Raw genomic sequence first — 22,213 nt, forward strand, 5'->3', positions numbered from 1 at the left:
GGACATCCGGGTTGTGTTTACTTGGCTACGGCATCTACTTTGGCTTGTGGCGCCTTGTCACAGCGCTTGCAGACCTTCAGGGTTCCCCCATCAGACTTTACTTTTGTGTAGAGCAGCTTAATTCTGGTTGTTCCGCAGACCGGGCAGGTGCCGCGGCCATGGGAGGGCAGGGTCCAGAGTACCCGTCCGCGCTTTGTTTTTACCATTTGTGTTGTCCTCATTTCAGCAATTTGAATGTTACTGTTCCAGTATAAAACAGCTGGTACGACATAAAATGTCGCATCAGATTCATAATTCTAAGAGCAAGGCTTCCGGACCGCCTAACCGATGCTCAAACTGATGCTCCAGCCGAAGCAGATCAAACAAGCGGATCGTAATTGACGGAAAGCCTGCTAAGCCTTTAGACTAGACTGGACATCGGTCAGGGCAAGCGGACGATGTCCTTTACTTCTTTTTTTGAAAGGGGTTACATATGTGAAAAAGCTCTGGCTAGTCTATGTACTGCTAATCGGTATCTTCCTGATCTATGTGCTGAATTACAAGCAGCAGGGGGATTCGGCGGACCCGTGGGAGACAGCCGGACTGCGCGGGAATATTGAAGATAAATATGTGATGGTCACGTTCCAGATCGGCATCGACTACTGGAAAAGCGTGCTGAAGGGCTTCGAGGATGCGGCAGAGGAGCTTAATGTGTCCGTGGAATACCACGGCTCGACCCAGCATAATGCCAATGAACAGATGACCGTGCTGGAGCAGACCATCGCCAAGAAGCCGGCAGGGATTGCGATTTCGGCGGTGAATTCCAAGCTGCTCACGGCGACCATCAACAAGGCGGTGGAGGCCGGCATTCCGGTGGTATTATTTGATTCGGGAGCGCCGGACAGCAAGGCTTATTCCTTCCTGGGAACGGATAATTACAATGCCGGGACCCAGGCCGCACATAAGATGGCTGAGCTGACCGGCAGCAAAGGCGAAGTGGCCATCATCACCACACCGGATCAGCATAATCATCAAGAGCGGACCGATGGCTTCCGGGATACTATCCGAAACGAGTATCCGGAGATGACGCTTGTAGCCGTCAAAGATGGCCGGGGAGACCAGGTGGCCTCGCGGGAAGCTGCCGAGCAGCTGCTGGCCGGGTACCCGCAGCTGGCCGGGATTTTTGCCACGGAATCCAATGGCGGGATCGGTGTGGCAGAGGCGGTGGATGCTGCTCTAGGCAGCGGCCTTGCACCGCAGATTATCAGCTTCGATACCGATAAGGGCACGCTCGATCTGGTGAAGGAAGGCAAGATTGCGGCAACCATGGCGCAGGGGACCTGGAATATGGGCTACTGGTCGCTGACAGAGCTGTTTCATCTGCATCGTGATCTGGAAGCGGACCCTGAAGCGTATGCGAACAATAAGCCCGTGCCCGTGCCGGATACGGTCGATACAGGGATAGACGTGGTCACACGGGTGAACGTGGATAACTATTATGCCAAGTAGGCTGCTGCTGCGGCAGAGGGGGAGCATGTGATGCGCAAGGGCAGCCTGAACATGGAGAAGCTGAAGCTGAATAATATGCCTATCCGCTACAAGCTGATTATTCATTTTTTGCTGATCAGCATTCTGCCCTCCATCGGGCTGGGGCTGCTGATTGGCTGGACGGTTGACCGGATCGTGGAGGAACAGAGCAACGAGAACACGGTGCAGCTGATCGGCAAAGTGAATACGGCCATAGAGAGCGATGTAGAGAATCTGCAGAAGATCACCTATCTGATTTCGTTTGACCCCGGTGTGCAGAAATTTCTGAAGGGGAATGTGACGGGTAACGGGCAGCGAGGCAGTACTGAGGGCAACGGGGAGTCGACGGAATATAACATCCGCAAGTTTCTGCAGGGCTTCACTACACTCAGCTCCGAGATTGCCGGGATAATGCTGGTCAATAGTGAAGGCGATTTCATCAGCAATGAGATGTATACCCGTTCCGGTACCCGGCTGACGGAGGAGGCCTGGTACAAGCAGGCAGCGGAGAACAAGGGGATCTTCAAGATTGTCGGGCATCCTTACGGCCGCGCTGTAATGTCCCATGTGGATTATAAGGAGAGCGAGGTGGTCTCTGCCGTAAGGGCAATTGTTGATCCTGAAACGCAGGTTGTGCAGGGAGTGGTGCTGGTCGACCTGAAGCTGCGGGTCATTGCCGAGACAGCCAGAGATGTCACACTGGGCAAGACAGGCTACCTGACGGTGGTGGACGACAACGGGGAGATGATCTACGCGCCGCAGCACCCTTTTATGCAAAAGATTCCGGCAGGCCTGTTCACCGAGTCTTCGGGCATCACCTCGGAAATCGTGGACGGCCGCCATTTGCAGCTGATCTACCGGACCTCTCCCTTTACAGGCTGGACAACGATGGGCGTATTTCCGATGGATGAGTCAGCCTTTGGGGTACGCGAGATTACCTTCAATGTCGTAACCTTTGTGTTTGTAGTCTGTATGCTGGGGATGACGGCTTCCTTCTATCTCGCATATTCCATTTCACGTCCGATCGGACAACTGGCTTCCTTCATGAGCAAGGCGCAGTCGGGCGATCTGACGATCCGCTACTGGGGGAACCGTTCTGATGAGATCGGACTGCTCGGGCGCAGCTTCAATACCATGCTGGCCCAGATTGGCCGGCTCTTGTCCCTGACAGAACTGCAGGCGCGGCAAAAGAGGGAAGCGGAGCTGCGCAGTCTGCAGGCGCATATCAAACCGCATTTTCTCTACAATACGCTGGATACGATCCACTGGATGGCCCGCAGCAAGGGGGCGGAGGATATTGCCGAGGTGGTGCAGTCCCTGTCCAAGCTGTTCCGGCTGGGCTTAAGCAAAGGGAGCGATATGATCCCGCTCTCCGATGAGCTGGAGCATATCGTCAGCTATCTGAAGATCCAGCATGTCCGCTACAGCAGCAAGCTGACGTATTCCATCGAAGTGGAGCCGCAGCTTCAGGAGCTGTATGTGCTTAAGCTGCTGCTGCAGCCGATGGTGGAGAATGCGATTTATCACGGCATTAAGGAACGCCGCGGTCCCGGACATCTATCTATTGAGGTCGTGGAAAGGGAGAATGAGCTATACCTTACAGTTCGTGATGACGGTGCAGGGATCACTCCGCAGCGGCTGAGTCTGCTGAAGCAGCGGCTTGAGGCTGTAGGAACACAGGACAGCGGGCATATGGAGACAGAAGCGCCGCTGCCGGACAGCGCGGGAAGCGGCTACGGAATTCTGAACGTGCAGGCACGGATTAGACTGACCTACGGGAAGCCGTATGGAATTACACTTGAGAGTGAACCCGGAAGCGGCACGGTCGTAACTGTCCGGCATCCGGTGGTCCGTGACAATTATCCTGCGAAGGATTAAGGAAGAGGAGGATATCCGAACATGCTGGACATATGGAAAGTAATGATTGCCGATGATGAGGGGATCATCCGCGAAGGCATCCGGCAATGTGTGGACTGGGACAGTCTGGGTATGACTGTGGTTGCTGAGGCAGAGGACGGGGAAGAGGCGCTGGAGCTGGCGGTGCAGCATTCCATTCATATTGCGCTGGTGGATCTTAATATGCCGATTATGCATGGCATGGAGCTGATGAAGCGGCTGAGGGAACAGCTGCCCGGCTGCAAAATCATTGTCATCACCGGCCATGATGAATTCTCATATGCCCAGGAGTCGATACGTCTGCAGGTGAATGACTACATTCTGAAGCCAGCCGAGCCGAAGCAGCTGATGCAGGTGCTCCGGGGTGTCAGGGATGAGCTGGAATCGGAGAAGCAGCAGAGCCAGCATCTGCAGCAGGCCTCCCGGCAGCTGCAGAAGAATTTCCCGCTGCTGCGCGAGCGCTTCTGTCAGGAATGGCTGGACGGGAATCTGAGCCAGGCGGAGATCAGGGAGCAGCTGCAATTCCTGCAGCTGCCGCCGCAGCGGCCGGAGCGGATCGGCATTATCCGCTGGAGATGGGAGGGCCAGCATCCGGGGATGAAGGAGAACGAACGCCAGCTGTTCCTGTTTGCGATCGAGAATATCATCACGGAGCTGCTGGAGCCGTATATCAAGGTGATCTTCCGGGACACCGCCGGACTGGTCGTTGCACTGCTGTGGGATGACGCAGGCGAGCAGGTATTTGCCGGGGTAGAAGGTGCTGTGCGAAGCAATCTCAAAATTGCTGTTGAAGTCGGCACCAGGCTTGTACAGGGGGAGATTACTGAGCTGGCTTCAGCCTACCGGAGCTGCCGGGTGGCGCTGGCCAAAGAGCAGCCGCTGTCACCGCTCGTCCGCCGGGCGAAGCAGTATATACAGGAGCATTACAGCGAATACGGGCTTACCCTGGAGGGGATGGCCGGCCAGCTTCTGGCGTCACCTGTATATCTCAGCCGCCTGTTCAAGCAGGAGCTGGGCGAATCCTTCGGCATGTATTTGACGCAAATACGAATCCGCCGGGCCGCCCAGCTGCTGCATTCAACAGAGCTGAGCATCCATGAGGTGGCTGAGCAGTCGGGGTATGAGACACAGCATTATTTCAGCACAGCTTTCAAGAGGCAGACCGGAGTGTCGCCCCTGCAGTTCCGCAAAGGGGTGCAGCCTGAGAATGGGAGTGACGGCAGGCCCAGAAAAGAGTAGGATATTCATATATACATACCGCAAGGGGTGCGCAACTTGGAAGAAGTCAATGCTGTGAGCAATGCCGGAACAGCCGGAGAATATAGACAAGCTGCACTGGGCAGCATCGCAGTTCTGGAGTCGTGTCTGGAGAAATTTGCGTTCACCGAGCTGACCAGACAGCAGATGAATCAGTTTTTCAGGCTGTCCTCAGGGCCTGCGGAAGCGGAGAATATCACCAGAAGAATTTCGGGTGTTTATATGGCCTTTTTGAGCAAGACCAATTTCAAACTCAAGACTGCAGAGAGTAACCGTCTTCTGTTCACCCAATTGAAGCAGGAGCTGGAAGAGATTAAGCAGGCATTAAGCGATTTGAATCAGCCCGTATAACTCTATTGCTTCAACCCTTAACCGTGTGCGCCTCCGGGCTGCATGCGGTTTTTTGTTGTGCCCTCGGATTACAAAAGTTGGATTTTTATAAAAACAGTAGTCTGAGTGTAAATACGCCCCATGGCCTCCGTTGCTATACTCAACATGTCACACGGGAGCACCCGTGGAAGACATCAGAATAGTCCAGGGGGTAGTGCAGGAATGAAAAAATATTCAGTGATCACATTGCTACTAACACTCGTACTTATCTTATCCGCATGCGGCAGCAACGGGAATTCATCAAGCGGCACAGATGCGTCCAAAGGCAAAGTAGGCATTGCAATGCCTACGAAATCCTCGGAACGCTGGGTAAATGACGGCAACAACATGGTGAAGGAGTTCGAGAAGCTGGGCTACGGCACCGATCTGCAGTATGCCGAGGATGTCGTGGAGAACCAGGTATCCCAGATTGAGAATATGATCACCAAAGGTGTGAATGCGATTGTAATCGCTTCAATTGACGGAGAGGCCCTGACGGATGTGCTGCAGAAGGCGCATGATGCGGATGTCAAAGTCATCGCTTATGACCGTCTGATCAAAAAAAGTGAATATGTAGACTACTATGCAACCTTCGATAATTTCAAGGTGGGCGTGCTGCAAGGCTCCTACATTGAAGAGAAGCTGGGCCTGAAAGACGGCAAAGGCCCATTCAATATTGAGCTGTTCGGCGGATCGCCGGATGACAACAATGCCTACTTCTTCTTCGATGGGGCGATGTCCATCCTGAAGCCGTATATCGATTCCGGCAAGCTGGTCGTCCGCAGCAAGCAGCTTACGATGGATCAGGTCGCTACGCTGCGCTGGGACGGTGCCGCTGCCCAGGCGCGGATGGATAACCTGCTGAGCGCCAACTATGCCAGCGATAATCTCGACGCTGTATTGTCTCCTTACGATGGTATCAGCATCGGAATTCTCTCTTCCCTGAAGGGCGTGGGCTACGGCTCGGGAGACAAGAAGCTTCCGGTAGTTACCGGACAGGATGCCGAGCTGGCTTCCGTGAAATCCATTCTGGCCGGAGAACAGACGCAGACGGTATTCAAGGATACCCGTGAGCTGGCCAAGAAGGCGGTGGAGATGACCGAAAGCGTGCTGAAGGGTACGGAAGCTGAAGTCAACGATACCACAACCTACGACAATGGTGTCAAAATCGTTCCGTCCTACCTGCTGGAGCCAGTGTCTGTGGATGCAAGCAACGCAGACAAGGTGCTGGTAGACGGCGGCTACTATACTAAAGATCAGCTGGGAGAGTAACCGGCTGCACAGAGTGAACTTAAGAAGCAGGAAGAGATCCTTCTTAAGTTCAGCTTATATGGCAGTTATTTAGCGGCTGACGGCGGCAGCCAGGATTCAGGGCAGCCGCCGTCAGCCGCTGCACAGTCACAAGGAAAGCTGGGTGAGAGACACTTGAGTGAATATATCTTGGAGATGAAAGGCATTACGAAGACATTTCCCGGCGTTAAAGCGCTCGCGAATGTCAATCTGCAGGTTAAGGCAGGCGAGATCCACGCCCTCTGCGGGGAGAACGGGGCCGGCAAGTCCACGCTGATGAAGGTGCTTAGCGGAGTGTATCCGCATGGCACCTACGAAGGGGATATTTTGTATCAGGGGCAGGTATGCCAGTTCAAGGATATTAAGGACAGTGAGGGCCTGGGCATCGTCATTATCCACCAGGAGCTGGCGCTGATTCCGTATTTGTCGATTTCGGAGAACATCTTCCTCGGCAATGAGCAAGCGCGGCGCGGGGTGATCAACTGGAACGAAACGACGGTGAAGACCAAGGAGCTGCTTACAACCGTCGGTCTCAAGGAATCGCCGTTTACCGGAGTATCAACGATCGGCGTCGGCAAGCAGCAGCTCGTAGAGATCGCCAAGGCGCTCTCCAAGGAAGTGAAGCTGCTCATTCTCGACGAACCGACGGCGGCGCTGAACGAGGATGATAGCGAGAACCTGCTGCTGCTCATTCTGGAGCTGAAGAAGCGGGGGATTTCCTCGATTATCATTTCCCACAAATTGAACGAAATCGAGAAGATAGCGGATTCTGTAACGATTCTGCGGGATGGGCAGACCATTAAGACGCTGGATATGAAGCGCGATGCAGTCACTGAAGATGTGATTATTAAGGGCATGGTCGGGCGCGATCTGACGAACCGTTATCCGGAGCGGACGCCGGAGCTGGGGGAAACCATCTTCGAGATCCGTAACTGGGAAGTATATCATCCCACCCAGCAGGACCGCAAAATGCTGGATCAGATCAATCTGCACATCCGGCGCGGCGAGGTTGTCGGCATTGCCGGGCTGATGGGCGCTGGACGCACGGAGCTGGCCATGAGCGTGTTCGGGAAGTCTTACGGCAAGCGGATCAGCGGACAGACCTTTATGCACGGCAGAGAGGTACACCTTAACAATATTACCCAGGCAATAGAAAGCGGGCTAGCCTACGTCACTGAAGACCGCAAGCAATACGGCCTCATTCTGATTGACGATATCAAACGTAACATTTCACTCAGCAATCTGAAGAAGCTCTCACGCCGCGGGGTGATCAATGAGAATGAGGAAGTGCTGGTCGCCGAGGAATACCGCAAGAAGCTGAACATCAAGACGCCGAGCATTCTGCAAAAGACCGTCAATCTCAGCGGCGGCAACCAACAGAAGGTGGTGCTCAGCAAATGGATCTATGCCCAGCCGGATATTCTGATCCTGGATGAGCCTACACGCGGGATTGATGTTGGCGCCAAATACGAAATCTACTCGATTATTAACGGTCTGGCGGCAGAAGGTAAAGGCGTGCTGGTCATCTCGTCCGAGCTGCCGGAAATTATCGGGATGTGTGACCGGATCTACACGATGTGCGAAGGGCGCATCAGCGGGGAAGTGGAGCGGAAGGATGCATCGCAGGAGCTGTTGATGAAATTTATGACACGAAGCAGGGGGTAACACCGCATGGGAGCCATTACTGAACTTTTCAAAAAGAATATCCGCCAATACGGCATGATTATTGCGTTGATCTTTATTTCTATTTTCTTTCAAATTATGACGGACGGCATTCTGCTGAAGCCGCTGAACGTAACCAATCTGATTCTGCAGAACAGCTACATTCTGGTGCTCGCCATCGGGATGGTACTCGTCATTATCACCGGGCACATTGATCTGTCAGTAGGTTCGGTGGCCGCCTTCATCGGCGCACTTTCGGCCATTATGATGGTCGATATGAAGATGAATCCTGTGCTAGCTGTGATTCTCTCGCTATTGATGGGCGCTCTGGTCGGTGCATGGCAGGGCTTCTGGGTCGCTTATATCAAAATCCCCGCGTTTATCGTCACCCTGGCAGGGATGCTGCTGTTCCGGGGCCTAACGATGATCGTGCTTAATGGACAATCCATTGCACCGTTTCCCAAGGCTTTTCAGAAGATCAGCTCGGGGTTCCTCCCCGATATTGCCGGCGGCAGTTCGCTGAATGTGCTGACCCTGGTCATCGGAGTCATCCTGTCCGTTCTGGTTGTCTATCAGGAATACCGCAGCCGCCAAATCACACTTAAATACGGCTTCGAACAATCCCCGGTGTGGATTTCGGTTGGCAAGGCGGCGGCACTGGTCATTGTAATCAACCTGTTCACTTATGTCATTGCCCAATATAACGGGATTCCGAACATCCTCGTCATTCTGCTGGTGCTGATCGCGATTTATTCATTCGTCATGAATCACATGACGATGGGCCGGCATATCTACGCACTTGGCGGCAACGAGAAGGCGGCAAGCCTCTCCGGGGTCAAAACCAAACGTGTCACCTTCTGGGTATTCGTTAACATGGGGGTGCTTGCCGCATTGTCCGGGCTCGTGTTCGCTGCACGGCTCAACTCGGCTACACCCAAAGCCGGCACCAACTTCGAGCTGGATGCCATCGCCGCCTGCTTCATCGGCGGAGCATCCGCTTCCGGCGGGATCGGGACCGTGGTCGGCGCAATCATCGGCGGTCTGGTCATGGGGGTTATGAATAACGGGATGTCGCTCGTCGGCCTCGGCGTAGACTGGCAGCAGGGCATTAAAGGTCTGGTGCTGCTGCTGGCAGTAGGTTTTGATATTTATAATAAGTCGAAGACAGCTTAGGCTTGAATTACCGCCAGAATTGCTCCCAGGCAGGGAGCATTCTGGTTTTTTGACATAAAGATCCCATGCAACACTTGCAGCATCCCGCCCGGCCATGGATAATAGCATCTAAGGCGTAAACTAATACATAACTGTGACAGGAGGCCACAGATGCAGATTATTGCCATGCTGACCATGCTGATCGACCACATCGGCTATATTTTTTTCCCGGGCGAGCTTGCCTGGAGGGTAGTGGGGAGAATTGCTTTTCCGATTTACTGCTACGCGCTGGTGCAAGGGCATATACATACTTCATCGAGACCCCGCTATCTGCGGCGGCTGCTGGTGATCGCCCTGCTTGCCCAGATTCCGTACAATTTGGCGCTGGACCCCGGCGGATGGAATGTGGTGTTCACCCTCCTGCTGTCTGCTGCCGTGCTGACGCTGCTCGATAAGCTGCCGAAGCTGTGGTACGGGATTCCGGTAATTATCCTTGCGGTGCTGCTCATGGATATTCTGCCGCTGGATTATAATGCGTACGGGCTGCTTCTGGTTCTGATTTTCCGTTATACCCGCTCGTATTGGCTTGTGCTGGCACATTTTGCGCTGAACCTATTCTATTTGTTCTATTATAACTGGCTGGTGCAGATGGCTAGTATTGTGCCTACCATCCTCATTGCGCTGACTCCGGGCTTCTGGATATTACTGGAGCGGAAACGGCTGCCGCGCTGGGTCTGGTGGTCATTTTATCCGGGACATTTAGCGGTACTTGCGTTGGTAAAGATTCTCTTTTTCCAAGATTGGGTATCTATAGAGTGGCGGAGTTTATTTACCCTATGAAGGGGGAATAGAATCTGACCTCTACATTTACAAATCCTTCCTCCTTTGAGATGATGGATACGTTACCACATTATGAGCTAGAGGAGACATGCTATGAAGAAAATGAAAGCAAGAACTAAATGGCTGGTGCCGTTTCTTGCACTGCTGCTGATCCTGGCAGGCTGCCAAACCGTCGGCGGATTTGATGTCAACAAGGCATTGCTTGGGGATCTAGATGTGAAATCCTCAGAATCAAGCACAACGCTTAGCTTAAGCGCTGTTCCGGCAGTAGGCATCCGTGCGGAGGATCAGGAGATTGTTGATCTTATTAATTCATTATCCCTTACGCTTGGAAGTGTGAAGCTGCAGGACAACGGCAATGTCTCGGCATCGGGAATTGTCGGGTATAAGCAATCCAAAATTCCATTCTCCTTGTTCATGGATCAGGCGAATATTGTGTTTACCGCTGAAGGTGCGAAGCAGCCGTTCTACTTCCCGATTCAGGGATATGAAGACACACTCGGCATAGAAGGTCTGGATCAGACGAAGACACTGGAGCTTTCCAAGCTGATCTCCCAGTTCGTGGTGAAGAATCTGCCGAATCCTGGAGCAATTACGGTTGCCTCAGTATCGGAATCTGTATATGGCCAGCAGACGAGCTTGACGAAGCTACATACCGAAATTACGGGTGAAGAGCTTCCGGTGCTGCTGAAGAGCTTCCTGAGATCGATCTCCAAAGACACAGAAGGCTTCACTGCCCTGATCAGCGGCCTCTATGATTATCTGTATCCGCTACTTGAGGCTTCAGGTGAAGATCTGAACAGTCTCGGCTTTGGAGAGATTCCGCTGGATGACAAAGAAGGCGTAGTTACTGTAGCGCATGATGCTGCCAAGCTGGCAGTGGATGCTCTACTGCTGGTCTACGACAAGCAGCTCGAGAATCTCTATGAGAGCACTCCTGAACTGAAGACTGTTCTCGGCAAAGATACGAAGCTGACCGTGGACCTGTTCGTGGACAGCGGCTTCCATGTCCGTAAGCAGAACATTGATCTTAAGGTTGCTCTTCCGGCCAGTGAAGATCTGCCGCTGCAGAGTATCAATGTGAAGCTGGTTTCGGAGACCTGGAACGTGAATGGTCCTGTAACTGCTGATCCGATCAGCACAACCGGCGGCATTGATTTCTCCTCAGCGCAGCTTACTCCGGGTGAGACGCTGAGAAGCTTTGAACAGGGTTCTGCGGTCTACAACCTGCTCAAGGATGATATGGGGATTACGTCCAAGAGCCTGATGATGGCACCGGATGATGATTATTATTATCCTATCGTGGACAACGGCACCACTTATGTTCCGCTGCGCTATATTGCAGAGGACCTGGATGCTTCTGTTGAGTGGGATGCGGCTAATCGCGCGATTAATGTAACCGATGATGTCTACGGCGATCTGCTGGTATTCAAAATCGGCTCCGCACAGGCACAGATTGCCGGCGCTACCGTTAAGCTTCCACAGCCTGTATTCGTGGATGAATACGGAGATGCTTATGTGCCGCTGCGTGTTCTGGCACAAGGTCTACATGCTACTGTTGAAGTGGATGAAGACGGATATATCTGGATTGACCGTCCGTAAGGTTTAAAGAGGTAAGCATGAAGCCGGAACACCTAAGAAATTAGGTGGTTCCGGTTTTTTTTATATTCAGGTATAGTGAAATTAAAGAAAAGGATAAAATTTCAGATAAATGAAAGGGCGGCTAGCATGCAGCGGATCATTCTAATCTACAAACAATTCTTAACAGAACCACTGTGGTTTAAGATTCTTATTATTACCACATTGCTTGCGGCCGTTATATTCAGCAGCTCCTCTTTTCCGCAAAATGGTTATTATCAGCTTACCTCTAAATTAGCAGCAGCAATCTTTTTTACAGCCTATGGCGTTAATTTCCGTTCAAACACCCGGGTTTCTGCTGTTTTTTTTGTAATGGCGGCGGTTTGCGTTTTTCTGTCCTGGAATATCTGGATGGATCATCTGTAAGCTGAGTAGGACTATCTTGACTTTCTCGTTCAGAACCGTCCAGCCGCGACAATTAGAGCCAACACGATAAAGAAGATGTTCACGCCGATCTCCCGGTATTCCTTGCGTCTGATATGAAAAAGGGCGCCGCACAGGACAGTCACTGCAAGGGCTGCTGCGGCAGCCGGCGTTAACACAGGTACAATATTCAGCGCATAAGGAAGTATCAATCCAAGTGCGCCCAATAGTTCGGCTACCCCTATAAAGACCACTAATGCCTTGGGAACATCCGATACCCATCCCCAGGATTTTTTCGCCTGCCCGTACCGAAAGGCCTTAAGCCAGCCCGAATATACAAAACCTGCTGCTGCAATTCCCTGTACAATCCATAATGCAGTATTCATAAATGACTCCTCCTGATACGTTTTTGCTGTCTGTTACTGGTATAATAGCCCCAATGAAGCGATACGCGAAAGTAGGCACTTTTAATAAACATAGTTAAGAATAAGTAACCATACGCAGGATAAGGAGCTGGAGGCTATGGAATCGTATTGTAAGTTTGAATCAGCACTGGACATTCTGATCGGGAAATGGAAGCCTGTTATTCTGCTGCAGCTAATGAACAAAGGCACCATGCGATTCGGAGAACTGCAGAAATCCATTCCGGATATTAACAAGAAGATGCTCACCCAGCAATTAAGAGAACTTGAGTATAACGATATCGTTCACCGTGAAGTGTACAATCAGATCCCGCCAAAGGTTGAATATTCAATCTCGGAATATGGGAAAGGATTAAGTTCTGTGCTGCAGGTATTGAATGATTGGGGAGTTTCTCATATTGAGCATATGAAGAAGCTGTATGGTGTGGACCGTTCAGGGAGTTAAGCGGACGCAAGGAAATGCTGGATACTCTAATCAGTAAAGTTTAGCTGTGCAGTTCAAAATCAAGGGGGCAATGTAAATGCAGACGGATGAGCAGAGGGTACCGGAAGATATTCAGAAGGGGAGAGCGGGGGCTCTTCTTGAAGTACTGCTTGTATCTGCTAAACTGGGTCTTACTTCGTTTGGAGGACCGATCGCTCACCTGGGTTACTTTCACAATGAGTATATACGCCGCCGGAAATGGATGGATGAACGGAGCTACGCTGATCTGGTAGCTCTTTGCCAGTTTCTCCCTGGTCCGGCGAGCAGCCAGGTTGGTATCGGTATCGGTGTTGTAAGAGCAGGTTTGCTGGGAGGGGTTGTTGCGTGGCTAGGCTTTACTTTACCTTCTGTCATTGCGCTGGTTGCCTTTGCCTTTTTGCTTCAAGGATATGATATAGGCAGTGCAGGCTGGATTCATGGACTGAAGATCGTTGCTGTGGCGGTTGTTGCCCATGCTATTCTTGGAATGGGGCAAAAGCTGACACCTGACCGGGAAAGAGTAACCATCGCTGTTATTGGAGCAGCTGTTACATTGTCCTGGCAGACAGCCTACAGCCAGGTACTTACAATTGCTGCAGCTGGCATAGTTGGGGTTTGGCTTTATCGCAAAAAAACTGCGGAAGGCACAGCAAACCTTCACGTTTCAATCAGCCGAACCTTTGCTATTCTCTGTTTACTATTATTTTTTGGTCTCTTAGTAGCTCTCCCTTTATTAAGAGGAACTGCAGAGACCGGAGGGTTGGCGATATTTGACAGCTTTTATCGTTCCGGTTCTTTGGTATTCGGCGGCGGACATGTTGTGCTTCCGCTTCTGGAAAGAGAAGTAGTTCCTTCAGGCTGGGTTAGCCAAGCAGATTTCCTGGCGGGGTACGGAGCCACGCAAGCAGTTCCGGGTCCGTTGTTCACTTTTGCAAGTTACCTTGGGGCCCTGACCGGAGGTGTTACCGGGGCAATCGTTGCCACGTCCGCCATCTTCCTGCCGGCCTTTCTTCTCGTAGTCGGCGCACTTCCTTTTTGGAACAGCTTAAGAAAAAACCTGAAAATTCAGGGAGCCCTGGCCGGAATTAATGCAGCTGTTGTTGGGTTATTACTTGCTGCCTTGTATGATCCCCTGTGGACTTCTGCTATTGTGGAGCCGATGGATTTCGCGCTGGCCGCCATTCTATTTATTATGCTGGTTTTCTGGAAGCTTCCGCCTTGGGTAGTCGTTGTAGCTGGTTCAGCGGGCGGAATGTTACTTGGAGTATATTAGTCAGCGGGGAGATTAGCACATGAGCACTCAAACCGAACAGGGGCTATATCCGGGAAAATACAGCAAATACAAAACAGTCTCTGGAATGATTCCAGAGACTGTTTTGTATGCCGATTTTATTCAAGACCTAATTCAACATAATAACAGAAACGAAAGAAACAGTCTATATTTTTTCCGGTAAATATAATACAGTGGGGTAGCCGGCAATAAATGAAGAAGCGGAGTGTTGTTCCTTGGAAAATTATTGTCATCTCGATCCTGCTGCCTTACAGGCGTATGTGGAGAAGGTCTTTGGCACAAGTTATGCTGTTGCAATGGTTACGAAGCTGCATGGAGGCGCGCAAAAGGTGGTCTATAAGATAGACTGCACTAATGGATTTTCCTGCGTTCTGTATGTGTGGGATATTACGATGAATTATTTTCAGGAAGAAATTGTGAATCAGAATACGAATGTGCAATCCTACGGCAGTGAACAATTTGAGATAAACAACAGATACTTACTAGAACAATCTATCCGGACGCCTGCCCTCTATGATATGAATATGGACAGGAATCCTTATGATTTTGATTATGCGCTTATTGAGTATGTAACCGGGCAAGCTGCCGAGGCCTATTTCAATCATTCTGATTCCAGGGTTAAGGATACTATCTTCCAACGCCTGGGAGACATGATTACGGGCATGCATACGGGGGAAAGCGATATCTACGGGAAGCCGGATCAAACAGAGCGAAGTTCGGGACAATGTCATCTTATCCAATTGCAAAATGCTATAATTCAGTTGTCATATGCCTCTGAATATATTGATGTTATCCGCAGGAATCAGGGTAAGCTGCTCGATATGCTGTACAAACTTGAATCAAGAGTAGAACGCAGAAGCCGTTATGGATATATCCATGGAGAGCTCGGTCCTAACCATGTGCTGGTTACGGATCAGCTTGAACCCTGTTTGATTGATATTGAAGGAGCCGGATTCTACGATATTGAGCACGAGCACAGTTTTATGGAATTCCGTTTTGGTGATTTCTACCGGTATCTGAAGAATGATAATCTCGATGTAAACAGGAAGCTGTTCTATCAATATCATCATCATCTTTCGTTGATCTCGGCTGGCTTAAAGCTGGTCCAGAGAGGTTATCCGGATCAGCAGACTGCAAAGGGAATCTCTGATTATCATACCAGACGTGCTTTGCAGTTTATAGAATCTTGAGGGGAATCAAAGATGTAACCGCGAAATAAATAATACTGCGGACTTCAGAAAGAAAGTCTCTCTCCACGATGTGGATGAGAGACTTCTGTTAGGAGTTTAGAACATGGACAAAGCTAAAAGAGAACTTTTAATGAATATCTGCCTCATCTCGCCAGTGTTAAGTGTGTTATACGGCATAATGGTCACGGGCATCGATAATTCATTAGTGTCTGAGACCACATATATCAGTGGCCCCGGCGGATTCGTCGTGTTTGTGCTGTTCTTTTTAATTCTATACCCTCTGCATATCCTGCTTAGTATTTTTCAATTTGCAGTCATCAGATTTGCCGGGGAATCGCTGGTAAAGCGGCTTGTTATCTCCAATGCAACGGGGCTTGGGGTTGTCGGAGCCATCTATTATATTACACAAGAAATTGAAGCGCTCTGCCTGATTTTCTCTCTGGCGGTTTTCTCTGTGGCAGCGCTTATAAGTAAATGAAGAATTCAAGCAGGCGGTACGGAGCGCATGGCAGATAACTGTATTCTGTACAATTAAAAGGCGGAGAAAACCCGGATGTGCAGGAATAACTGTATTCTGTACAATTAAAATTGAGCAAAATATTCTTCTTCGGCAAAAAAGAATTATATAAGTGTACAGAGTGCAATTAAAACTCCTTCTGAGGCATGTGGGCAAGCTTTAGTTGTACAAAATACAGTTAAAGCTGGCTCATGTCTCTAGCTAAGCCAGTACAACATAACAGCGGCAGCTCAGGACTTCATCCCGTCCATGGCTGCCGCTGTTTGATGTATCACGTTGAGCGTCACACTACACCAGCTTACTTGGCAAAATCAAGCCCTTTGTCTGCAAGCGCCTGCCGGAGGATACGGATGCCCTTAGGACCCATACCGTGCAGCTTCAGCAGCTCTGCTTCTGTAATTGTGGTTAGCTGCTCCAGGTTTACAATACCGGCTCCGGCCAGCGCCCGGTGCGCCGGCTTGGAGATTATCTCAGGCAGGCTGCTGCCTGGAGGGGATTCATGAGTATCTGCCACTAAGCATGCTCCTCTCTAAATAATGTCGCTTACTGTGTAGTCAGAACCATCTCCAGCGATACATTGCTCTGTCCGGAGTGTTCGGCCATACTGCGGATATACCCGGACATGAATCCGCCCTCCATACTCTCCCACAGCTTGTACCCCGGCATGGCTTGGATCTCGTCCAGTGAGTCAGCGGCGGTGCCGGCGAAATATTTCACGTTCAGCTTGGACATGACCTCAGCCATTGACTGCTTCTGAGCTTCTGTAAAGGTGCTATCCTTCAGTCTGGTCATTGCCTTCTCATAAGATTCACCTGCAAAGGTATCTTCAGCATACGATTTGAAGTTCAGCAGATGAGGATCGGTAATATCCTTCGCTTGAGCCCAGCCCTCCACGTCGACTGCGGCCGTATTATAGGTAAAAGCACGGGAGACCGGGTCAAACGTCATCGCGCCGTACTGATGGGGATTAACCGCCATTGCGCTTGTAGCAATATCGTATACAGGCATGGCCGGATCAATAGAATCCTCGGCAGGGTCCCGGCGGATATCCTGCATATGGATATGCCCGGATAAGACCAGATTGAGGCCATCCTTGCGGAGTGTCTTCATGGTTTCCTGGCTGTTGTTAAGCTTGAAGCCGGATACCGCCATGGAGGTGTGGCTTAACAGATTATGATGCATTACGGTAATGATCGAGGCATGCTCCTGTGCGGCCAGCTTCACATTCTCATCCATCCAGGACAAGGTTGAAGGTAAGATCCGCCCGTCTGTCTGCGGGAAATTGTATTCTTCATTATGTGCATACTGGGCGCTGTCAATCATCAGAAGCCAGAGGCCTGGAGCGGCCTTAACCACATAGCTTAGGCTGTCAGCATCCCGGGATAGCGCCTCATGGTAACCGAAGTCCTCATAGGTCGCGAGGAAATCCTCTACATTAATATGATCTGCAACTACCTGCTTGTCACCGTCAAAGGATCTGGCCCAAGGGTTATTGATATCGTGGTTGCCGGGAATAACATATACGCTCGTACCCATTGCCTCAATCCGGTGCAGCTTCGCGGCTAACTCTTTATGGCTGCTTGCTTCACCATTGTTGGTGAGATCGCCGCTGAGAATGAGGAATCCAGGCTTCTTTTGTTCCACATCATAGACAAGAGCCTCAGTTAATTCATCACTGTAGGGAAGCATCTTACCGTCTCCGCCCGTGACATAGGTCTGGAAGGCTTGGCCGCCATCCTCAAGCGCCTTATCCAGATAATGTGTATCGGTAGCGACCCAGAAGGACACAGGCGCAGTGGAATCTATAGCTGTCTCAGGTTCTGTAACCGCGGCCGCTGCATTTAATGATGTCGAAGCTGTGTCTTTGCAGCCGCTTAGAATCAAGGCTGAACTTAGCAGTATTAATAATGTGAATTTCATTGTTCGTTTAGTTCCATCCTTAAGAGGGGAGCTCATAAATGACCTTCTTTCTGCACTTTTGCTGAATCATTGTAGCGTATTTATTGACAGGTTGTATATACGAAAAGTTAGTGCCATGTTTCTAAACGTGAAGATCAGCTTATAGAAAATAGTGGAAGGCGCATAATTACTGTGAATACTGCGACACTAAGAGCTGATATATAAGCATAAGTAAGCTGACAGGGAAAAGTTGTGAATAAGAGTTGTATTCCGGTAGGAAAAGTGTTAATATTTATAAAAGTAAGTTACTTAATTAAATGGAGGTAGTTATTTTATGTCTAAGAACTTTTTCGAAGCGGTAAAAGGCAGACGTTCCGTATATGCAATCAGCAAAGAATCCCCAATCTCTGATGAACAGATCCAGAAGATCGTTGAAGAGGCAGTATTACATAGCCCGACTTCCTTCAACTCCCAGAGCTCCAGAGCCGTGGTCCTGCTGGGTGAACAACATGATAAACTGTGGGATATCACTGCAGAAACCTTGCGTAAAATCGTTCCGACTGAACAATTCGAAGGCACTGCCCAGAAATTAGCTTCTTTCAAAGCCGGTTACGGCTCCGTGCTCTTCTTCGAAGACCAGGCGGTGGTGAAGCATCTTCAGGAGAACTTCGCGCTGTATGCAGAGAATTTCCCGATCTGGGCCAACCAGTCCTCAGGAATTCTGCAGTTCGTAGTGTGGACAGCATTCGCAGAACAGGGTCTGGGCGCTTCGCTTCAGCATTACAATCCGCTGATTGACGATGAAGTCAAAGAAACATTCGGTATTCCGGCAGAGTGGAAGCTGATTGCACAGCTGCCGTTCGGTACCATTGTAACCCCTCCGGGAGAGAAAGAATTCCAGCCGATTGAAGAGCGTGTGAAAGTCATTAAATAAGGAAACATTACAATAAGTGGTTTAGAACCTCCCTGATCCGGCTAAGTATGAGTATAGTCAGATCAAGGAGGTTTTTGTTATGCCATGGAATAAAGGAGACTATCCGGATTCTCTGAAGAACTTCACTGCACCTGTGCGCAACAAGGCTGTGGAAATTGCCAATGCGCTGCTTGAGGATGGTTATGAGGAGGGGCGGGCGATTGCCATTGCAACCGCACAGGCCAAGGAGTGGGGCGAGAATCACGACAAACAGATCCGTAAAAAGAATCATTGACGGCTGCGTCCGGGCCTAAGGCCGGACAAGCAAAGAGGACAGGCGGGAATCCGCCTGTCCTCTTTAGGTATGTGTGTATTATGCAGGAATGAATAGATTACTTGGCTGGAGCTTCTGTTGCAGCAGCAGCAGGGTCTGCACTGGCATCTGGTGCGGCAGATGCTGCCGGAGTAGCGGATGCATCAGGAGTATCGGTCAAAGTATTGGTGATGGTGGCATTCTTGGTCAAATCAGCCAGCCAGGTAGAAGACATTTCCGAGACTTTTTGCGCTTTCAGAGTCTTGGTGATTTCCTCTTTTTTCTCAGCAAGCGTGTATTCATGTGCTTCTTTACGGTCAGTAACCTTGATAATGTGGTAACCGTAATCGGTCTTCACAGCACCGCTGGTTTCACCAACCTTCATGTTGAAGGCCGCATCGGAGAATTCAGCAACCATATCGGCACGTTTGAAGAAGTCGAGGTCTCCGCCTTTGTCTTTGGAACCGGTATCTGCAGATTTCTCTTTAGCGAGTATGGCGAAGTCTGCTCCGTCTTTCAGCTGTTTGACGATGGCATCAGCTTCTTCTTTGGTTTCAACGAGGATGTGGGAAGCGCGAACTTCTTCTTCCTGATTGAAGGTAGCTTTGTTCTCATCGTAGTATTTGGAGATGTCCTCATCCGTAATGGTAACCTTCGGTTCAACCAGCTTGCGGATCTCAACCTGCAAAGGCATTTGCTTCTTCAGGTCATCCAGAGTCATGGAGCTCTGCTGCAGAGCAGAATTCAGGGCTTCCTCACCGCCGAACTGGGTGGTCAGATCTGCGATCTCCTGGTTAATGTCTTCATCGGTTACGGTAATGTTGGCTTTCTTCGCTTCCTGATCCACGAGAGTGGTAGTAATCAGGTTCTGCAGCGTGGATTCGCCGCCTGCTTCAACCAATTTATCGTAAAGCTGTGCTTTCGTGATATCCGTTCCGTTAACGGTAGCAACAGCGATCTTGCTGTCGTCTTTCTTGAAAGGCTGCACAATCAGGACTACAATTAATGCCGCTGCCAATATGATGGAGGCGATCATCCAGCCTTTGCCGCCTGCAGGTGCTGCCGGCTTCGAAGGAGGAGTACCGTCGCCTACCTTGTTCATCACGGGAACGCTTTCTTCAATTTTCGGAGAGTGCACGCTGCTGGAGCTTTCTGTTGCAGCTTGTACAGGTTCTGCCGGAATAATTACTTCAGCCTGAGGTTCAGATACGGCCTCCGCACGTTCAATTCCATCTTCCGGGGTAACTACAGAAGTGTCGTTCTCTTCCGGCGGCGTTCCGCCGTTTTCAAGCTGTCCATTTTCGTTGAAATCTTTTTTGTCCATTATAATTAATGACTCCCTTCAATATAGGTGGTGCCTGTCTTTCTACAACTTTACCAGAAAACAGAATTCCAAACCTTAAGAAAGTATAAAAAAGCATAATAACTTTTTAATATTCCATTAAGAAACAGGAAAAAGCCGGAGCAGCAATAGGTTTCCCCATGCGCGCTCCGGCCAGATGAGAGAGACATTGAATGCGTAAAAATAATTCTGTGCTGTATTCTACGGATTAGCAGGCAGCGGATATGTATCCGCCTCAGGAGCTAAGCCCTCTCAGCAGATGGCGGATGCTTTCCTGTTTGCGTCTGGGAACGCGTACAGATTTCGCATACAAGCCCATTTCACCGAAATAGATACAGTCATCTTCGATGGAGCTGATCTTGTTCAGGTTAACGTAGCAGCCCCCGTACACATGATAATAGCTGTTACTCGACAATAAGCGGTTCAGTTGCTCGGCAGTCATTCTCTTTTTAATGTTGTAGTTTCTGCCGTGAAAAATGACAAGGTCATGGTCCCCGACCTTAAAGAACAGAATGTCTGTCTCCACCTCGAAGTCCTCATATACATTTCTGGCTTCCAGCAGGCTGCTCATTCGTGTTCCCCCTTTATACATAATTAACATTGATGTTAGCGCTTTCATTATAGCATACTCTTTTTGCTTTGAGAAGTCTTATTTTTGAAATGTTTTTTGTCATTTTTTCCGTTGCATTTGTCATACCTCACGAAAAACTGTAAATTATATAGATGGCTGATATGCATCCATAACCACAAGTTGGAGGAGGATTACCCAGATGAATGAGAATACGAAGCTGCTGTTGTTTACCGGCTCTTATGCAACGGCTGAGGAGAGCGGAGTTCAGGTGTTTGCTTTTGACGGTGAAGCCGGAGGTACACTTGAGAGGCTGGATACAGCTGATGGCATAACGAACCCGACGTTCGTAAATGTGGACCCTTCCGGGCTGAAGCTGTATGCGATTGGCGAGAAGCCAAGTGGGGAGGGCGGCAAAGAGGGAGAGATTGTAACCTTCGCGATTGAGCCGAAGACCGGCAAGCTGACTGAATTGAAGCGGACTCCGACGATGCCTGCCGCAGGCACGGGTCAAACCACGACCTGTAATATCAATAGAGATGCTGAAAGCGAACATATTGTAGTATGCAGCTATCACGGGGGAACGGTAGGACTGCTTACTCTGGATGCAGACGGGATACCCGAAGCCCTGACGGATATTGCAGTACATACCGGACATAGTGATCTTCCGGGCCACGACCGGCCGCATCCGCATTCGGCCATCTTCAGTCCGGATGAGCGCTTCCTGTTTGTATCTGATCTGGGGCTGGATCTGATCCGGACCTACCGGATTAACAAAGAAGCGAAGAAGCTTGAAGCGCTTGGAGATACTGTACTGCATGAAGGAGCGGGACCACGCCATTTCGTGTTCCATCCGGATGGCAAATCCGCTTATGTGATCAATGAGCTGGATTCCACCGTAACTTCCTTCCTATATGATGCTGATGCAGGGACTCTGCAGACGGCATTTACGGTATCGACACTTCCGGAAGGTTACCCGTCAGAGAATAACAGCTGTGCCGAAATTGCATTTTCCAAGGATGGCAGATATCTGTACGGCTCTAACCGCGGCCACGACAGTATTGTGGTCTACGCTGTAAATCCGGCATCGGCTGAGCTTACATTGGTGGAGCATGTATCCACAAGAGGGGGGCATCCGCGCCACTTCACGGTCACGCCGGACGGAGCCTATCTGATTGTAGCCAACCGGGACGGCAATAATCTGGTGGTCTTCTCACTGGATGCTGCCGGCGGGCGGTTAACCTTCACAGGAAATACGGCGGAATTGTCCAAGCCGGTCTGTGTAATGCCTGCAGTATTTGCCGGATAATTATTTCGGACCG

The 22,213-nt window shown here is 50.3% G+C and carries 23 protein-coding genes; 17 read left to right on the forward strand and 6 right to left on the reverse strand.

Annotated features, from left to right (window positions below; translation table 11 throughout):
- Positions 1 to 17: 17 nt before the first annotated feature.
- Positions 18 to 206: a hypothetical protein gene (locus P40081_RS15380; protein WP_042136633.1), complete on the reverse strand. Its 189-nt coding sequence runs from the start codon at positions 204 to 206 to the stop codon at positions 18 to 20.
- A 268-nt stretch (positions 207 to 474) separates the two neighbouring features.
- Here P40081_RS15380 and P40081_RS15385 point away from each other — a divergent pair, with 268 nt between their 5' ends.
- From P40081_RS15385 to P40081_RS15430, 10 genes are all read left to right on the forward strand, one after another.
- Entirely contained in the window at positions 475 to 1,488 is a 1,014-nt protein-coding gene (locus P40081_RS15385; protein WP_042136634.1) for a substrate-binding domain-containing protein, read from the forward strand.
- 30 nt (positions 1,489 to 1,518) lie between these two features.
- Positions 1,519 to 3,384, forward strand: coding sequence for a cache domain-containing sensor histidine kinase (locus P40081_RS15390; RefSeq protein WP_042136636.1), 1,866 nt, complete (start codon positions 1,519 to 1,521; stop codon positions 3,382 to 3,384).
- A 21-nt stretch (positions 3,385 to 3,405) separates the two neighbouring features.
- A complete protein-coding gene (locus tag P40081_RS15395; RefSeq protein WP_042136637.1) occupies positions 3,406 to 4,641 on the forward strand; it encodes a response regulator in 1,236 nt (411 codons plus the stop codon).
- A 36-nt stretch (positions 4,642 to 4,677) separates the two neighbouring features.
- A complete protein-coding gene (locus tag P40081_RS15400) occupies positions 4,678 to 5,010 on the forward strand; it encodes a hypothetical protein (RefSeq protein WP_042136638.1) in 333 nt (110 codons plus the stop codon).
- Positions 5,011 to 5,211: 201 nt separating this feature from the next.
- Complete coding sequence (chvE, locus tag P40081_RS15405; RefSeq protein WP_042136640.1) at positions 5,212 to 6,300, forward strand: multiple monosaccharide ABC transporter substrate-binding protein; 1,089 nt, start codon at positions 5,212 to 5,214, stop codon at positions 6,298 to 6,300.
- A gap of 153 nt (positions 6,301 to 6,453) precedes the next feature.
- Entirely contained in the window at positions 6,454 to 7,983 is a 1,530-nt protein-coding gene (gene mmsA, locus P40081_RS15410; protein ID WP_042136642.1) for a multiple monosaccharide ABC transporter ATP-binding protein, read from the forward strand.
- Between the two features lie 6 nt (positions 7,984 to 7,989).
- The gene (gene mmsB, locus P40081_RS15415; protein ID WP_042136644.1) at positions 7,990 to 9,153 is read left to right on the forward strand and encodes a multiple monosaccharide ABC transporter permease; all 1,164 of its coding nucleotides are present in this window, start codon (positions 7,990 to 7,992) and stop codon (positions 9,151 to 9,153) included.
- A gap of 150 nt (positions 9,154 to 9,303) precedes the next feature.
- Positions 9,304 to 9,972, forward strand: a complete 669-nt coding sequence (locus P40081_RS15420; protein WP_042136646.1) for a TraX family protein — start codon at positions 9,304 to 9,306, stop codon at positions 9,970 to 9,972.
- 93 nt (positions 9,973 to 10,065) lie between these two features.
- Positions 10,066 to 11,574: a copper amine oxidase N-terminal domain-containing protein gene (locus P40081_RS15425; protein ID WP_052421842.1), complete on the forward strand. Its 1,509-nt coding sequence runs from the start codon at positions 10,066 to 10,068 to the stop codon at positions 11,572 to 11,574.
- A gap of 126 nt (positions 11,575 to 11,700) precedes the next feature.
- A complete protein-coding gene (locus P40081_RS15430) occupies positions 11,701 to 11,976 on the forward strand; it encodes a hypothetical protein (protein WP_042136647.1) in 276 nt (91 codons plus the stop codon).
- A gap of 29 nt (positions 11,977 to 12,005) precedes the next feature.
- Here P40081_RS15430 and P40081_RS15435 read toward each other — a convergent pair whose 3' ends face one another.
- On the reverse strand, positions 12,006 to 12,359 hold the full coding sequence (locus P40081_RS15435) for a DoxX family protein (RefSeq protein ID WP_042136649.1): 354 nt from the start codon (positions 12,357 to 12,359) through the stop codon (positions 12,006 to 12,008).
- A 136-nt stretch (positions 12,360 to 12,495) separates the two neighbouring features.
- Between P40081_RS15435 and P40081_RS15440 the strand changes: the two genes are divergently transcribed.
- The 4 genes from P40081_RS15440 to P40081_RS15455 all read left to right on the forward strand — a co-directional run bounded on the left by P40081_RS15440 (position 12,496) and on the right by P40081_RS15455 (position 15,817).
- Positions 12,496 to 12,840, forward strand: coding sequence for a winged helix-turn-helix transcriptional regulator (locus P40081_RS15440; protein WP_042136651.1), 345 nt, complete (start codon positions 12,496 to 12,498; stop codon positions 12,838 to 12,840).
- Between the two features lie 76 nt (positions 12,841 to 12,916).
- Positions 12,917 to 14,131 (forward strand): chromate transporter, encoded by a 1,215-nt coding sequence (locus P40081_RS15445; protein ID WP_042136652.1) that lies wholly within the window; start codon positions 12,917 to 12,919, stop codon positions 14,129 to 14,131.
- A 278-nt stretch (positions 14,132 to 14,409) separates the two neighbouring features.
- Positions 14,410 to 15,339, forward strand: a complete 930-nt coding sequence (locus P40081_RS15450; protein ID WP_042141113.1) for a phosphotransferase — start codon at positions 14,410 to 14,412, stop codon at positions 15,337 to 15,339.
- 103 nt (positions 15,340 to 15,442) lie between these two features.
- Positions 15,443 to 15,817: a hypothetical protein gene (locus P40081_RS15455; protein WP_042136654.1), complete on the forward strand. Its 375-nt coding sequence runs from the start codon at positions 15,443 to 15,445 to the stop codon at positions 15,815 to 15,817.
- Positions 15,818 to 16,154: 337 nt separating this feature from the next.
- Here the strand turns inward: P40081_RS15455 and P40081_RS15460 are convergent, their stop codons facing one another.
- Positions 16,155 to 16,370, reverse strand: a complete 216-nt coding sequence (locus tag P40081_RS15460) for a helix-hairpin-helix domain-containing protein (protein WP_042136656.1) — start codon at positions 16,368 to 16,370, stop codon at positions 16,155 to 16,157.
- Between the two features lie 29 nt (positions 16,371 to 16,399).
- Positions 16,400 to 17,776, reverse strand: coding sequence for a metallophosphoesterase (locus P40081_RS15465; RefSeq protein ID WP_052421843.1), 1,377 nt, complete (start codon positions 17,774 to 17,776; stop codon positions 16,400 to 16,402).
- Positions 17,777 to 18,089: 313 nt separating this feature from the next.
- On the opposite strand from P40081_RS15465, the gene P40081_RS15470 reads away from it, so the two are divergent.
- Together P40081_RS15470 and P40081_RS15475 are read left to right on the forward strand one after the other, a co-directional pair.
- Positions 18,090 to 18,689: a nitroreductase family protein gene (locus tag P40081_RS15470; RefSeq protein ID WP_042136658.1), complete on the forward strand. Its 600-nt coding sequence runs from the start codon at positions 18,090 to 18,092 to the stop codon at positions 18,687 to 18,689.
- A 79-nt stretch (positions 18,690 to 18,768) separates the two neighbouring features.
- Positions 18,769 to 18,963 (forward strand): DUF2188 domain-containing protein, encoded by a 195-nt coding sequence (locus tag P40081_RS15475; RefSeq protein WP_039298089.1) that lies wholly within the window; start codon positions 18,769 to 18,771, stop codon positions 18,961 to 18,963.
- Between the two features lie 97 nt (positions 18,964 to 19,060).
- On the opposite strand, the gene P40081_RS15480 is transcribed toward P40081_RS15475, so the two are convergent.
- Positions 19,061 to 20,305 carry a peptidylprolyl isomerase gene (locus tag P40081_RS15480; protein WP_042136659.1) on the reverse strand — a complete coding sequence of 415 codons (1,245 nt, stop codon included), beginning with the start codon at positions 20,303 to 20,305 and terminating at the stop codon, positions 19,061 to 19,063.
- A 253-nt stretch (positions 20,306 to 20,558) separates the two neighbouring features.
- Positions 20,559 to 20,894, reverse strand: coding sequence for a LytTR family transcriptional regulator DNA-binding domain-containing protein (locus P40081_RS15485; RefSeq protein ID WP_039298093.1), 336 nt, complete (start codon positions 20,892 to 20,894; stop codon positions 20,559 to 20,561).
- Between the two features lie 199 nt (positions 20,895 to 21,093).
- Here P40081_RS15485 and P40081_RS15490 point away from each other — a divergent pair, with 199 nt between their 5' ends.
- Complete coding sequence (locus P40081_RS15490; protein ID WP_042136662.1) at positions 21,094 to 22,200, forward strand: lactonase family protein; 1,107 nt, start codon at positions 21,094 to 21,096, stop codon at positions 22,198 to 22,200.
- Positions 22,201 to 22,213 lie beyond the last annotated feature (13 nt).

The organism is Paenibacillus sp. FSL P4-0081, from assembly GCF_000758565.1.
Classification (GTDB): domain Bacteria; phylum Bacillota; class Bacilli; order Paenibacillales; family Paenibacillaceae; genus Paenibacillus_AQ; species Paenibacillus_AQ phytohabitans.